12 protein-coding genes and 1 tRNA gene are annotated in these 14,238 nt (G+C 55.9%); 7 read left to right on the top strand and 6 right to left on the bottom strand.

The window, feature by feature from the left end; translation table 11 throughout:
• Nucleotides 1–8 precede the first annotated feature (8 nt).
• The 4 genes from hisF (at nt 9) to H7A51_08840 (ending at nt 3,647) form a co-directional block, all read left to right on the top strand.
• Complete coding sequence (gene hisF / locus H7A51_08855) at nt 9–767, top strand: imidazole glycerol phosphate synthase subunit HisF (protein MCP5536326.1); 759 nt, start codon at nt 9–11, stop codon at nt 765–767.
• 19 nt (nt 768–786) lie between these two features.
• Nucleotides 787–2,376 (top strand): beta-N-acetylhexosaminidase, encoded by a 1,590-nt coding sequence (locus tag H7A51_08850; GenBank protein MCP5536325.1) that lies wholly within the window; start codon nt 787–789, stop codon nt 2,374–2,376.
• A gap of 147 nt (nt 2,377–2,523) precedes the next feature.
• A tRNA-Val gene (locus tag H7A51_08845) sits at nt 2,524–2,598 on the top strand.
• 443 nt (nt 2,599–3,041) lie between these two features.
• Nucleotides 3,042–3,647 (top strand): PEP-CTERM sorting domain-containing protein, encoded by a 606-nt coding sequence (locus H7A51_08840; protein MCP5536324.1) that lies wholly within the window; start codon nt 3,042–3,044, stop codon nt 3,645–3,647.
• A gap of 468 nt (nt 3,648–4,115) precedes the next feature.
• Here the strand turns inward: H7A51_08840 and H7A51_08835 are convergent, their stop codons facing one another.
• From H7A51_08835 to H7A51_08825, 3 genes are all read right to left on the bottom strand, one after another.
• A complete protein-coding gene (locus tag H7A51_08835; protein ID MCP5536323.1) occupies nt 4,116–4,496 on the bottom strand; it encodes a hypothetical protein in 381 nt (126 codons plus the stop codon).
• Nucleotides 4,497–4,514: 18 nt separating this feature from the next.
• A complete protein-coding gene (locus H7A51_08830; protein ID MCP5536322.1) occupies nt 4,515–5,021 on the bottom strand; it encodes a hypothetical protein in 507 nt (168 codons plus the stop codon).
• Nucleotides 5,022–5,237: 216 nt separating this feature from the next.
• A complete protein-coding gene (locus H7A51_08825) occupies nt 5,238–5,603 on the bottom strand; it encodes an HIRAN domain-containing protein (protein ID MCP5536321.1) in 366 nt (121 codons plus the stop codon).
• A 183-nt stretch (nt 5,604–5,786) separates the two neighbouring features.
• Between H7A51_08825 and H7A51_08820 the strand changes: the two genes are divergently transcribed.
• The gene (locus H7A51_08820) at nt 5,787–6,614 is read left to right on the top strand and encodes a WYL domain-containing protein (GenBank protein MCP5536320.1); all 828 of its coding nucleotides are present in this window, start codon (nt 5,787–5,789) and stop codon (nt 6,612–6,614) included.
• A gap of 69 nt (nt 6,615–6,683) precedes the next feature.
• Here the strand turns inward: H7A51_08820 and H7A51_08815 are convergent, their stop codons facing one another.
• Entirely contained in the window at nt 6,684–7,223 is a 540-nt protein-coding gene (locus H7A51_08815) for an adenine phosphoribosyltransferase (GenBank protein ID MCP5536319.1), read from the bottom strand.
• 142 nt (nt 7,224–7,365) lie between these two features.
• On the opposite strand from H7A51_08815, the gene H7A51_08810 reads away from it, so the two are divergent.
• Both H7A51_08810 and H7A51_08805 read left to right on the top strand, forming a co-directional pair.
• Nucleotides 7,366–8,052 carry a response regulator transcription factor gene (locus tag H7A51_08810; GenBank protein MCP5536318.1) on the top strand — a complete coding sequence of 229 codons (687 nt, stop codon included), beginning with the start codon at nt 7,366–7,368 and terminating at the stop codon, nt 8,050–8,052.
• Nucleotides 8,053–8,150: 98 nt separating this feature from the next.
• Nucleotides 8,151–10,220 (top strand): hypothetical protein, encoded by a 2,070-nt coding sequence (locus tag H7A51_08805; GenBank protein MCP5536317.1) that lies wholly within the window; start codon nt 8,151–8,153, stop codon nt 10,218–10,220.
• Nucleotides 10,221–10,303: 83 nt separating this feature from the next.
• On the opposite strand, the gene H7A51_08800 is transcribed toward H7A51_08805, so the two are convergent.
• Nucleotides 10,304–12,604 (bottom strand): Na+:solute symporter, encoded by a 2,301-nt coding sequence (locus H7A51_08800; GenBank protein ID MCP5536316.1) that lies wholly within the window; start codon nt 12,602–12,604, stop codon nt 10,304–10,306.
• 115 nt (nt 12,605–12,719) lie between these two features.
• Nucleotides 12,720–14,126, bottom strand: a complete 1,407-nt coding sequence (hemG, locus tag H7A51_08795) for a protoporphyrinogen oxidase (protein ID MCP5536315.1) — start codon at nt 14,124–14,126, stop codon at nt 12,720–12,722.
• Nucleotides 14,127–14,238 lie beyond the last annotated feature (112 nt).

Genomic DNA, 14,238 nt, shown 5'->3' with positions numbered 1-14,238 from the left:
TTCAAAAGATGTTAGCTAAAAGAATCATCCCCTGCCTTGATGTTACCGATGGTCGCGTGGTCAAAGGGACCAATTTCGTCGATCTCCGCGATGCCGGTGATCCGGTCGAGTGTGCCATCGCCTACAACGACCAGGAGGCGGACGAGCTGGTTTTTCTCGATATCACAGCCTCGTCCGACGAGCGGAAAACCATGGTGGATGTTGTCCGCCGCACGGCGAAAAAATGTTTCATCCCCCTGACCGTCGGTGGCGGTATCCGTACGGTCGAGGACATGCGCGAAATGCTGATGGCGGGTGCCGATAAAGTCGGTATCAACACGGCTGCCGTCAATCGTCCGGAACTCATCAACGAAGGTGCCACCGCCTTTGGCAACCAGTGTATCGTTGTCGCCATTGACGCCAAGCGTGAAGGCCCCGGGAAATGGGGTGTCTACACCCACGGCGGCCGCACGCCCGTCGGACTGGATGCAGTCGAGTGGGCCAGGGAGGTTTATCAACGCGGGGCGGGGGAGATCCTGCTGACCAGTATGGACTCCGATGGCACCAAGGCCGGCTACGACATCGAGCTCACCCGCGCGGTGAGTGAAGCTGTGGGCATCCCCGTAATCGCCTCCGGTGGTGCCGGCAATCTCCAGCACATGGTGGATGTGTTGAAGGATGGAAAAGCGGATGCCGTCTTGGCGGCGAGTATTTTCCATTTTGGCGAGCACACCGTGCATGAAGCGAAAGAACTCTTTGCCAGTCAAGGTATCCCTGTCCGGGTCTAACCTGCAACCCAACATCATCATGAACATCCGTATCCTTCCCTTGGTGGCACTCACTGCCATGGCCATTCCACAGGGCTTGTCCGCAAGCCAGACCGACATCATCCCGCAACCTGTTAGCTACCAGGAAAAAGAGGGCCGTTACACCCTGAAGCAAGGGGCGTTTGTCTACGCTTCGATGGATGTGTTGGATAATTACTTGCAGACCCTCAATGAAGCGACATCCCTGGGCCTGCGTATGGCACCGGCGGATGCTCCCTGCGCCATCCAGTTTTTGAGGGGGGAAATGCGTGGCAAGACAAGCGCCGACAAGCTGCCCAAGCTGGTCGATGGAGCATACTCCCTGCGGATTACAGCGGGTGCGGCCAATATTTACGCCGACTCCGCTAGCGGGCATTTCTACGGTCTTCAGACCCTCGTCCAGCTGCTCAAGGGAGCCGAGAAAAAACCGGGCTCGCTGAGCATTGCCTGCGCCCAGATTGATGACGCGCCGCGTTTTGCATGGCGGGGCTACATGCTCGATGAGTCGCGCCACTTTACGGGGGTCGATGCGGTGAAACGCCGCCTCGATGTTATGGCCTATTATAAGCTGAACCGGTTCCACTGGCATCTGACCGACTCCCCAGGCTGGAGAATCGAAATCAAAAAATACCCGAAACTAACAACCATCGGCGGGATAGGGAATCATACCGATCCGAAGGCGCCGGCGCAGTTCTACACCCAGGAGCAGATCAAGGACATCGTGGCCTATGCGAAAGCCCGCCACATCACGGTGATACCGGAAATTGATATGCCCGGTCACGCCGCTGCCGCCTGTCGGGCTTACCCTCAATTTGCCGGCGGTGGATCCAAGAAACACCCCGACTTCACATTCAACCCCGTCGATCCCGCTACCGATGCCTTTCTGAAGGACATCCTGAAGGAGGTCGCCGCACTGTTTCCTGACGCAGGGGTCATCCATTACGGCGGGGACGAGGTGCACTTCGGCTGGGAAAAATGGCCAAGCATCCCGGCTGTCAAAAAGCTGATGAAGGATGAAGGTCTCGAACTCAAGGATATCGAGCGTCGATTCAACCAACGTTTCGCCAAGGCCATCAATGACCTCGGCTACCAAACAGGCGGCTGGGATGAAATTGCCCATGCCGGGCTGGTCAAAGACAAGACACTCGTTTTCTGGTGGCGACACGACAAGCCCGCGGAACTTCACTATGCCCTCAATCAGGGGTACGACGTCGTACTCTGCCCGCGCCGTCCGCTGTATTTCGATTTCGTCCAGCACGAGACCCACAAATCCGGGCGTCGCTGGGGCGGTTTCAACCCTCTCGCAGATACCTATGGTTTCCCGGACGCACTCGAGTTACCCAAAACTTATCCGGGTAGGATCAGGGGGATCCAAGCCTGCCTCTGGACCGAGACCACATACACCCAGGCGCGCCGCGACTTCATGACCTTCCCACGCTTGCTCGCTCTGGCCGAAGCGGCCTGGACACCTGCCAGTGCCAAGGAATTCGGTGATTTCGAGAACCGATTGAAGAAGCACCTGCCTCAGCTGAAGGACCGCGGCATTTCCTACTACGACCCTTTTACCAACAGCATGGAGGTCAAACGCTAGTCAAGGTGCGAGGACACAACGGTAGGGATTAGAAGGGCTGGAACAACTCCGGAGTCCGGTCAAAAAAATCGGTCAAAAAAATACTTGCGTCCACTGGGCTCTCTGACTAGTTTGCGCCCGTCTCGGGGGTTGCCCCGGGCACACAGTGCGCGATTAGCTCAGTGGTAGAGCAATGCCTTGACATGGCAGAGGTCACAAGTTCAAATCTTGTATTGCGCACCATCTTGATCAGGGAGTCATGGGAAACCGTGACTCCCTGCTTTTTTTGCCCCCGAGTTTCAGGGCATGGTGATAGTCATGGGTGCCGAAATGTGCATATATTGCGGTTAGTGTAATCCCTCTTAGTAATTGAGTTTTCCGAAGGATGCACTTTTTTTGAGCGGGAAAATGCGGGTGTAAAATATCAGTAGGATTTGATCATTAGGAAATGTGTTTATTTTTATCTGCTCAATCGATCGGAAAATATGCCTTGGAAGCCTTTATTTATAAATGATCATGTAATGCAGCCCTGATTTAGTAAGATAAATATTATGGGTTATGATGATTGTTTACAGGTTTTAAACATCGGCTTTATGCTGATAGTAAGCCTTTGTTGATCAATCTGTTAGGGGTGTTGGTGGGGGTCAAACAGCGTTAGGATTCCACCGAATTCACCCCGAATTAACATGAAAACCAAAACCTATTGTTTAGCTATGGTGGCGATCGCACTGACTAGTGCCGGCCACCTCTCCGCCCAGACCGTCACCTCGTCTTTTGAAGGTGTCTCCCCTGGACTTAACGTCAAAGGTATGTTCGATGGAATCAACGCCCAGTATGTCAATTCTGGCGTGATGAAATTCAGCGACTTTGACGCCTTCTGCATCGATCCCTATCAAGGCATCGTTGCCAACCAGCCCATCACCTATAATGTGGCGCTGACCTTCTCAACGCCGGAGACGGATAAAGCCATCTCCAAGCTTGTCGGAGGCTATTACGCGTCCGGACAAAGCGCCCTGGAGGCCGCTGCCATCCAGTGGGCGATCTGGGAAGTGGTTGTCGACGGCACGAACAACCCGTCGCTCTACTCGGGAAACAACCGTGTTTTCGACGCGGCCACTGCGCAACTGGGACAGAAGTATCTCTCTAAACTCAGCGAACTGCCCGAGGCCAACGTGATTTTCCTCACAAACAGTCGATACCAGGATATGGTCACCGTCGTGCCCGAACCATCATCGGCTGCCTTGTTCGGCCTTGGTGTCGTCGGGTTCCTCCTGCGCCGCAAGCGCGCCTAAGTGTTTTTTGTTGTTTGTTTTCTATTGTGTTCATAGTCACCCCGCAGGATTGCAGTCCTGCGGGGTGATTTTTTAAAGGTAGGGCGAGTTTTCAACTTGTCGGCAACGCCAGTGCGCAACCCCTGTGGAGTGCGTGAGGCTTGCCTCCGCTCTGGGGTTTGGCGGGGCTTCCACCTACGCCAACGTTTCCGCCATAGCTTTAGCGAAGGTGGAGGCTACGGCGGACAGGTGCCACGCGGGGCGGGGTTTCATCGTGCCGGGAACCCGTCGTACTGGGAGCGAGGATGAAGTGCGGCTGTCGCCGGGGTGAAGTCGGCCCTCCTTCGTGCAAGGCTACGGCAGGGCACGGCAAGCCGACTCAGGAGAATGCGGTGGCAATACACGATCTTCAGGCCAGCTCGACGGAGGAGTAGAGCTGCAATTCAGCATGGCGTGAGTGGACGGGGGCAAGCCACGCGCACTCCAGATTTATGGGAACTCGTTGGTGACGTTGCGCCAGAGCAGACCGTTGACCTCGGGGAGGGTGGTGGGCTTTTCCCTGAACAACAAGAATGCGGCGATGGCGGCGTCGATGGGCACGCGGTCGCGCTCGTATTCCCAGGGGCCCCACTCGCCGGTGCGTGGCCGGGCTTCGCCGCGGGTGCTGTGCCCGTCCGGCCACCAGCCACGGTAGTGGACGAATTTAGACCAATCGCGGTTAAAGAAGTAGCGTGTCTCGAGCACATAGCCGCTGGGTCGGCGCAGGCACTGGATGTAGTTGCCTGTGGCGGGGTCATCGATGCAGAAAAACGGGTTTTTTTTATGCGGATTGATGGATTCTATTTTCCGGGTGATAGACTGGGGTGTCATGGGGTGGGGTGGGGTTGGTTATTGAAAGGTGCGTCGCCAGTTGACGCGGCGGTTCCATTCCTTGAGCGGCTTGATCAGGGCTCCGTTGCGGTCGAGGATGGCGTCGGCGTGGCGGATGATGACGGAGTTTGGCATCAGTCGGCGTTCGAGCGCGGAGTCCACCATGTGTTGGAATGCCTCGTCCTCCCTCCCGGGGCCGAGATTGATGGCGGCGGCGATGTAGCCGGTGGCGGTGGAGCGGCCGAGGCCGGCGTCACAGTGGACGATCAGCCTGTTTTCCGTCCCCGCTTGGCAACGGGGCAGCAGCCAGCCGACCAGGGACTCGATGTCTTCACGCGTCGGTGCGAGGTGGTGGTCATGCAGGTCAACATCGTAAAAATAGGAGACATGATGGTTTTCCTCAGGTATCCATGGCGGGCGCAGGTCCGAGACATCGGCCTTGGGGTTTTGCAGTGATACCAGATGCGTGGGGGTGAAGCGGTTCCTGGAAAATGTCCAGTCACGCGGGCAGATGAAGAGTTGCATTCGTGGTTTGTATCGGGTGGGGGTTAAAGCTTTGTTTCTTTTATACAAGAGGTGATGCCGCTTAAACGAGGTGACGTTGACGAACGGGGGATATTTCCGGCACGGGGGCGTTTGGGGGGACACACACACAGCGACCCCCGCGCCGGTTCTGCATTTCACACAGAAAATTTGGACTGGGTATTTGGCATTTGGACTTTGGTATTTGAAACTTAGAACTTAAAACTTAGGTGCCAGCACGTGCAGGGTCATGGGGGTGCCTCGTTCCTGCCGGGGATCGAGCCATGCGATGGCGGCCTTGATCGGCGCGCCCTGACGGAGAAGCCGGGAAACGACATGGTTACTGGTGCGCGGCAGGTAGCCGATGTGTTTGTCCTGCCAATGGATGCGGACGGCGTATTGATCATACGGGTTGGCGGGCTCGGCAACGAGGGTGAGCTCCTCGCCGAGCTTCATTTGGTGCAGCCAGATGTCCTGGCCGTAGTAGTTGAACCCTGCCAGGCGTGAAGTTTGAAGACGGTAAACGTCCTCCGGTAATGGCACGGGCGGCTGGCTGTTGGCCTGTGGCTGGACTTGAATAATCATGGACTTATTGGGGTTAAGGCTGGCTTGAAATAGAGATTGAAATTATTTAATGTTTGCTAACTAAATACCTTGGCGTTATTTGTGGGGTGTGACTTTTACGACTGGTGATACTATCTCACAGGAAACGGGGTTTTGCCAGTATAAAAACACGACACATTTGTAATTTACGAACAAGTAGAAAAAATGACAAACAGAACCAATGAAGAGAACTGGGCGGCGCAGGAGCGGTTGAGAGCGATTGAACGGGCCGTGTGGTGGCGTGGCTCGATCCGCCGCGGGGATCTGGTGAAAATCTTCGGTATTTCCCAGGCTCAGGCATCAAGCGATTTACAAAAATACCAGATGCTCAACCCGGGGGCGTTAGTTTACCAGATGAGCAGGAAACGCTACGAGGGCACCATGGAAATGAACTGTGTGCTGCATGAACCACGTTTGGAGGAGGGCATCGCGGCTTTTCTTGGAGGTGAGATGTGCAGTCGGGTTGGACAGGGCTCTGTGAGCAACACGGTGGCGCGGGTCGATTTACCCTCACGTGTCGGCACCGCAGTCGTGGAAAGACTGGTCCTGATGGCTGTGGCAACCGGTATGAAAATCAGGGTGCGTTACTGGAGTGTCAACAGCGGCAAGGCAACATGGCGATGGCTAAGGCCTCACGCCTTCGGACACGATGGCTACCGTTGGCATGTTAGAGCCTGGTGCGGTGAGCGTGAGGACTACCGGGATTTTGTCTTGAGTCGGATCGAAAAAGCCGACTGGCCGGAGATCCCGGGTGAGGAGGATGCGGATATTCCCCCGGACAAGGACTGGCGGGAAATCGCGGTGATCACGTTGCAGGCCAACCGTTCTCTCGATGACACCGCCCAGCGCGCTATCGAGATGGATTACGGGATGCGCAAAGGAGGAAAGCTGAAGATCAAGGTCCGGGAGGCGATGCGCGGGTACTTGCTCGACCACCTGCGCATTGGTCGGGAAGGTGGCGATTTGCCACGGCATTTTGAATCGGTTGAGTGATGTGCAGTGCGGGTTTGCCACCCGCGGCATGCCGGCTCATGGTTGTCGCGGGTTGCAAACCCACACACCCTAATACTGGATGATGGTGTTTACCGGGGTGCTTTCTAACAGAGGGGTGAGCAGCTCCCGGCCATTCAGATCGGTCAGTTCGATCAGGAACGAAACAGCGATCAGTTTGGCGTCCAGTTGCTGGATCAGCTTGATCGCTGCGGCGGCGGTTCCGCCGGTGGCGAGCAGGTCGTCTACCAGAAGGACGCTTTCACCGGGCAGGATAGCGTCTTTGTGGATCTCGACGATGTTTTCTCCGTATTCCAGCGAGTAGGCCATCTCGTGGGTTTCCCACGGAAGCTTTCCTTTTTTCCGCACCGGGACGAATCCTGCATCCAGGTTCAGGGCAACGGGGGCGGCAAAAATAAAACCGCGCGCGTCAATACCCACCACCTTGTCGATTTTCACCCCCCCGGAGGTTGCGGTGAGCTCATTGATCGAGTGGCGAAGCAGTGTCGGATTGGACAGCACATGCGAGATGTCTTTAAATAGAATACCGGGTTTGGGAAAATCAGCTACGTCGCGGATGTTGTCGCTGAGGAGTTGGGAGATCGTGGGCATGGCATTGTTTTAAACGCCAAATCCCAAACGCCAAATCCCAAAATCAGTATTTCTTGGTATGATGTGATATCCGCATTCCCTACTTTACATGAAGTTTACAGACAAAGGACCCGGATGATGGTAGTTTCGCCCCGAATTGATCATGAAGGAGAACCCCGTAATACTTGTTGTTGAAGATGATGCGGCCGTGAGGCAGGGCGTTGTCGATGCCTTGAGCTTCTCTGGCTACGAGGTCATCGCCGCTGCCGACGGTCGGGAGGGTATGGAGCGGGCGTTGAAAGCCTCGTATCAACTCCTGCTGCTTGATCTGGTGCTGCCGCATCACAGTGGATTCGAAATCCTCGAGGCATTGCGCAAGGGGAGACCCGGACAACCGGTCATTATCCTGTCGGCGAGAGGTGAGGAGGCCGACCGGGTCAAAGGACTTACCATGGGTGCCGATGATTATGTGGTCAAACCCTTCAGCGTGCGCGAACTCCTTGCCAGGGTCGATGCCGTGCTCCGCAGAAGCAGTGAGCGTGAGGTGGGAGGGAATGTGTTTGATTTCGATGGCGGCCAGGTCGACTTCTCCCGCCGGGAAATCAAAACCCTCTCAGGAGGGCGGAAGGAAATCTCGGAACGTGAGTCGGATTTGCTGCGCTATCTGATCGCCAACAAAGGGCGGGCAGTGGCACGTGATGAGCTGCTCCAGCAAGTGTGGCGGATAGATCCCAAAAATATCGAAACCAGAACCATCGATATGCACGTCGCCCACCTCCGCGAGAAGCTTGGCGAGAACGGCCAGGACATCGTGGTGACTGTGCGTGGAAAAGGGTATATGGTGGGGTAGTTTTTAAACTCCAAACTCCAAACTCCAAACTCCAAACTCCAAACTCCAAACTCCAAACTCCAAATAACGAATAACGAATAACGAATAACGAATAAAACATGAACAAACCCTGGGTCATATGGAGTTTTTCCGCACTGATTGCCTTGTTGGTGTTCGGCGCGATGGCTGCGATTACACAGCACACCCTTGGCTTGGAAAAGGAAAGGGCGATGGCCGAGGCCAAGGCGGAGCTGGAGGGGCGGATACGGATCGCCCTGTGGCGTATGGACACTGCGGCATCGGGAATTCTCGCCGAGGAAAACAATCGACCCAGTTGGCACTTCAGGGACGTGGACTTGAACAAGCGCACCCAGCTGTCACCGCTCAACCTGGACGTGCCTGAGAATGTCAAACTTCATTTCGAAGTGAAGCCAGGGGGGGCGGTCAGCACTCCCCAGATCAACGACTGGACTGTCATCGGGCCAGCGCCGGATTGGTCAAACCGACAAAGCCAGATTCAGCAGGGCATGAGTCTCTCGAAACAGAAGCTGACCGACTGGAAGAGGCTGATGCACCTCCTGACCGGTGATACCACATTTTCTGGTTGGCAGAATACGCGCAACGTCTTCACGAGTCTGGCGGATAATAACCTCGGTATGATCTGTGCAGTGGCCCAGCGGGGTAGTGACGACTGGAAAGTGGATCAATCGGTCTGGGATGCCAAGGTGGCTGTAGCCCAGCAACAGCGTCTAGCAAGCGCGCCCAATGACATTCGAAACAGCAAGGATTACCAAGGCAACTACAACGTGGCTGAAAAGGCAAAGCGGACTGAGATCGTCAAGAAATCCTCTACCAACCGGATGCAGGGTAAAAACAAGGGGGGCGATACCAAGGAGCCTGCGCAAGCGGAGTCGTTTACAAAACCGGCGGCCAGCAAGGAGCCACCAAGCGGCAAGCAGGCGGAGCCGGGCCCGGCCGATCAATCCGCCTATGACCACAAGATCCCGGCGCCAGCCGGACAGGAGAAGTATCCAGGTGCTGGTCCATTGGCAAAACCCGGTGTCGTTGTTGAAGACGTTGATGAAACCCATCTGTCGTCGCTCACACCGGTATGGATTGGCGATGATATCATCCTGGTGCGTGAGGTGAAGGACGCATCAGGCATCCGTACCCAGGGCGTCTGGCTCGATACCGGGGCGGTCCGCAAGTTGCTGATAGACAATATTACCGACCTGCTACCTGATGCCCGACTAGAGCCTGTGCGCCACAGCTTGAAGGTTTTGTTAGGTGAGAAATCGGCTCCTGATGCTGATGATCCGATGGTGATGGCGGCATTGCCATGGCGCTTGCTGCCAGGGGAGGTCGTCGCTGTTCAACCGGCGGGCTGGACCCCGATGAGGAAGACACTCGCGGTGGCATGGGTGGGTGCCTTGTTGGCTGCCCTGGCGGCGGTGGTACTCATGCGCGGTGTCGTGAAGCTCAGTGAGCGGCGGGCTTCATTTGTTTCCTCGGTGACCCATGAGTTGCGTACGCCTCTAACCACATTCAGCCTCTACTCGGATATGCTGGCCGAGGGCATGGTGCAGGATGAGGCGAAACAGAAAGATTACCTGCAAACCTTGCGCAAGGAATCGGCTCGACTAACACATTTGGTGGAGAACGTGCTCGCATACTCCCGGATCGAGCGCGGTAGTGCGCGTGCCCGGATTGAAACAGTCAGGGTGGGGGAGCTGGTGGACCGGATGTGTGAACGCCTGCGTACGCGGGCCGACGAGGCGGGGATGAAGCTTCATTGTGCCATTGAGCCGGATGTCGCGGGTCGTGAGATCAAGGTCGATACCACGGCCGTGGAACAGATCATTTTCAATCTCGTGGATAACGCGAGCAAGTATGCCGGTGGGGAGGGCGATGATATGGGTATCAAAGTGATCGAAATCCGGGCGGTCGACCGGGGTAAAGTGATCGTTTTACAAGTCTGTGACGAAGGGCCGGGTATTGACAAGGGTGAGCGTAGAAAGCTGTTCAAGGCATTCCATAAGTCGGCCATGGAAGCGGCTCACACCAAGCCGGGGGTCGGTCTTGGCCTTGCCCTCAGTCGGCGACTCGCCCGCGCTCTTGGCGGGGATCTCAGGATAGTCGACAGTGAGAAGGGGGCCTGCTTTGAACTCATTATCGACGCCTCGCTGTAGTCTGTCTGGGCGGTGCTGTAGCGCAAAAAAGAACCCGCAACGGTAAGGTTGCGGGCTCTTGGAATCGTTACCGGTAATGGATGTTAGTCCGTCTTGATTTTCTTGAAGGCAAGCATCAGGAAGAAGAGTCCTCCTATTGCCACTGCACCGAGACCGAAGGCCCAGGGGAGATTGCCATAGACAAAGCTACCGATGCTGAACAGGGCACCGTAGATGACCGCGCAGCCTACAAACACACAAAGGAGTTTGAGGGGCATCTGCCAATCGACTCCCTCTTTGCCGTCAAGGTCGACGCCCTCGGCCTTGGCATCACGGAGAACCTTGGCCCAGCCGGGGCCACCGGGGTGGCACTGACGGTAAAACTTGTAAAGGACCTCTTTGGACACCGGCTTGCTGGCAAGGGTGGCAACGAGCCATGAGATGGTGACCAGGACGATCATCAGCAGTAATTTCACAGAAAATATCTGCCCTGCCACTTCGGGATGATAGATGTAAACATTACCGTTTTTGATGATGCCGCCGTAGCCGATGGTTGCCGCCTCGATGGTCTTTAACTCCTTGCCTTTCTGCTCGAGAGGTTTGTTGATGGCGACAAGCAATTCCTCACGGAAGCCCATTTTGAATTCAGCCAGTGATTCGGCCCAATCGGGGGAGTTTACCTTGACGTAGTTGTCTGTGAGTGAAGCCACGGAGAGCGAGCCGGCAAAATCCGCTTGTGCGGTGTAGGCACTTGCATACGCCTCGTGAGCGGCTGCACGCTTGTCCTTGTCACTTTTAGGCGTTTCTTCCCACGTCTTGGCGGCCTTGACCACCTGGGCGTTGAGCTCGCTAAGCTTTTCAGCCCCGTCGGCTTGAGCCTGGCCAATGAAGACAGCCAGGTTGGGGTCCTTGATCGTTTTGACCTTGTTCTCAACCGCGCTGCTATCCACAAACCACTTCAGGACACCATCGTCGCCGGGTCCGAATACGAGCCATACCGCGGCAATGGTGGCCACGATCATGGCGACGATTTCCGTCATCGCATTGATACGCCACCAGAACCAGCGCAGCAGGTAAATGGCTCCGGTTCCCGCACCGGAGAGGAAGAGCAGTTCAAATCCTTTTTGCGCGGAGTCGAGGACCGTGAGTGAAAGGAAGCCGGCAAAAAACATCAGTCCTACGGTGCAGATACGTCCCATGCGAACCATGTCCTTTTCCGATGCATCCTTCTTCACAAACCTCTTGTAAAAATCGTTGACCACATAGGAAGACCCCCAGTTCAGGTGGGTTCCGATCGTTGACATGTAGGCGGCGATGAGTGAGGCGACGACGATTCCGAGCCAGCCGGGGCTGAGGATTTTTGCCAGCATCGCGGGGTAGGCGATGTCACTCTTGAGATACTTGGGGTCGATCTCAGGGAACTGTGCCTTGATATCGGAGAGTTGTGGGAAGATGATCAACGAGGCAAGGGCGACAATGATCCATGGCCATGGGCGCACCGCGTAATGCATGAAGTTAAACAACATCGTAGCACCGATGGCATTTTTCTCGTCTTTGGCGGAAAGCATTTTCTGGGCGATGTAGCCACCACCACCGGGCTCGGCACCGGGGTACCAGACAGCCCACCACTGGACGGCTACGGGAATGACCAGCAGGGGAATAAATGACATCCAGTTGCTGAAGTCCGGCATGATGTCGAGTTTGGGAATCACCGATTCGTGATTGAGTAGTCCGGTGAGTCCACCGACGGCGAGACCGGTATCGGCATCGACGTAATTGACGGCGACGTAGGCCGCGTAGACGGCACCCACCATGGCAATGCCATATTGGAAAAAGTCAGACCAGATGACCCCCTTGATGCCACCGAGCGATGCATAGATGACCACAAAAACAGAAGCTCCCACGATGGTGACCAGCGGACCGGTTCCTAACATAACACCACCAATCTTGATGGCTGCGAGCGATACCGAGCCCATGATCAGACAGTTGAAAAAGACTCCCAGATAGATAGCACGGAAACCACGTAAAAAACTGGCGCCTTTGCCACTGTAGCGGAGTTCATAGAACTCGAGGTCAGTCATGACATTCGATCTGCGCCAGAGTTGCGCGTAGATGAAGACCGTCACCATCCCCGTGATGAGGAATGCCCACCAGGCCCAGTTTTTAACCACACCGTCATCCCTTACAAACTGGGTGACAAGGTTCGGGGTATCGCAGGAGAAGGTGCAGGCAACCATCGAGATGCCCAGCAGCCACCAGGGCATACCTCGGCCTCCGAGGAAAAATTCAGATGAACTCTGACCCGCGGTTTTGGATGCTACCCAGCCAATGCCGAGGACGATGGCAAAGAAGACGCAGATGATAGTCCAGTCGATGCCTTGCAGGATTGAAGCAGTAATTGTCATGGTTTATATGTGGTTGTCGGTGTTGACTTGGTGAGGAAACTAGAGTGATCGTGCGATCAAGACAATGGGAAACCTTGGTTTAGGGGGGCTGTTTTTCGTATCAGGGGTTTGAAAATCAACCCTTCGCCAACGTTTTTCCGAGCTCGAGTCCGTTGACAATGCAGTCGCCTACGGAAATACCGCCCCGGTAATTTCCGGCAAGGTGCAAGCCGGGGTGGGCTTTTTCACAGGCTTCCATGGCATCGAGTTTCTGCTGGTAATCGAGACCATACTGGGGGATGGCGTGCGCCCATGATGTCTTGTAGCGGAAGGTAGGCGGGCCGGTCACCCCGAGAAGTTTATCGAGTTCATCCAGCACGACCTGCTCGCCGTTTTCCGCATATTCGGGGTGGAGTGAGCCTCCCATCATGCAGGTGAGGGTGACATGCCCCTCGGGTGCCCGACCGTCAAACATGCTCGAAGAAAACAGCACACCGAGCAAGGGGCTGTTTTCGGCCTGTTTGATCAGCATGCCGAATCCATCCAGGGGGTGGGCGATGTCAGCGCGTTTAAAACCGAGAACCAGGCTGGTGACGGGCGGAGCCTCGAGGCCGATGACCGGAGCGAGTTGGGCGAGCGCCGAGCCTGGCAGCGGCAGGGAGCCAAGCCGATGATGTGGCACGGCGACGACAAGCTGTCGATAGCAGCCGGTGTGCACGCTTCCTGTGCCATCGGTCCAGCTGAGTAACCAGCCGTCGCGGCTCTGTTCGATCGACTGCACCGAACTCTGTAGTTTGACCGAGTCCGCGGGCAGGCTGTCGGCAATGGCCTTGGGCATGGCATGCATACCGGAACGAAATGAAAGCATTTGCGAGGGCGCGAGCCGGTGCGGGTTGTTGCCACCGCCGAATTGCAGTGCCAGGGCACCGAGGATAAACGACCGGTAACGATGCTCCAGATTCCATAAGCGGGGGAAAGCATGGCGGACGGAGAGTTTTTCCGGATCACCGGCATAAATGCCACTGACAAACGGGCCTGCGGCGCTGGCCAGCATGTCGGGGCCCAGTCGGCGTCTGACAAAATCCGCAAAACTCTCCTCGCCGCGACCCTGCTCCAGCCCTTTGTATCTGCCGATGAAGGGTTCCAGGCCGAACCTGAGTTTGCCCGCCAGGGAAAACAGCGGGGTGCGCAACATGCCGATGGGGGATCCGGGCATCGCATGGGGTTTGCCGTCCTGTACGATGTAGCGTTTTTTGGCTTCGTCACGGGCGGTCATCGCCTCTTGCTCACCCTGCTGGTCGCGGAGTCCGACCTGGTCGAGCATCAAGGCCACACGCTTGTCCTTGATCAACAGACTGTTCGGTCCGTGCTCGGCCAGATAGCCGTCGGCGAAGGTGCTTTGAATGGCTCCTCCGACATGGTCCGCTGATTCGATGAGATGGAAGCTATGATGCTTGTCTTGACCTGCGTTTCTCAAAGAATGCGCGACACAGAGACCGGTGATGCCTGCCCCGATAATGGCAGTTTGTGCAGTTGTTTCCACATCCACATCCAACCACAAATGCGCTTGCCTTGGCTATCCTTTTCTTGGTCTGTTAGATCGACCTAACAGGGATACGCTGAATTGCGTAAATTTGCCATAAAAGATTGATGGT

It is taken from the genome of Akkermansiaceae bacterium (assembly GCA_024233115.1).
Lineage (GTDB): Bacteria > Verrucomicrobiota > Verrucomicrobiia > Verrucomicrobiales > Akkermansiaceae > Oceaniferula.
Note: the sequence above shows the minus strand (reverse complement) of the source record. Positions and strands in the feature narration are given on the sequence as shown.

Bases quoted from the DNA above. Each gene is read 5' to 3' on its own strand.
- H7A51_08835 (MCP5536323.1), bottom strand. From the start codon at position 4,496: ATGACACCCCAGTCTATCACCCGGAAAATAGAATCCATCAATCCGCAT.
- hisF (MCP5536326.1), top strand. From the start codon at position 9: ATGTTAGCTAAAAGAATCATCCCCTGCCTTGATGTTACCGATGGTCGC.
- H7A51_08830 (MCP5536322.1), bottom strand. From the start codon at position 5,021: ATGCAACTCTTCATCTGCCCGCGTGACTGGACATTTTCCAGGAACCGC.
- H7A51_08805 (MCP5536317.1), top strand. From the start codon at position 8,151: ATGAACAAACCCTGGGTCATATGGAGTTTTTCCGCACTGATTGCCTTG.
- H7A51_08840 (MCP5536324.1), top strand. From the start codon at position 3,042: ATGAAAACCAAAACCTATTGTTTAGCTATGGTGGCGATCGCACTGACT.
- H7A51_08800 (MCP5536316.1), bottom strand. From the start codon at position 12,604: ATGACAATTACTGCTTCAATCCTGCAAGGCATCGACTGGACTATCATC.
- H7A51_08825 (MCP5536321.1), bottom strand. From the start codon at position 5,603: ATGATTATTCAAGTCCAGCCACAGGCCAACAGCCAGCCGCCCGTGCCA.
- H7A51_08810 (MCP5536318.1), top strand. From the start codon at position 7,366: ATGAAGGAGAACCCCGTAATACTTGTTGTTGAAGATGATGCGGCCGTG.
- H7A51_08820 (MCP5536320.1), top strand. From the start codon at position 5,787: ATGACAAACAGAACCAATGAAGAGAACTGGGCGGCGCAGGAGCGGTTG.
- H7A51_08850 (MCP5536325.1), top strand. From the start codon at position 787: ATGAACATCCGTATCCTTCCCTTGGTGGCACTCACTGCCATGGCCATT.
- H7A51_08815 (MCP5536319.1), bottom strand. From the start codon at position 7,223: ATGCCCACGATCTCCCAACTCCTCAGCGACAACATCCGCGACGTAGCT.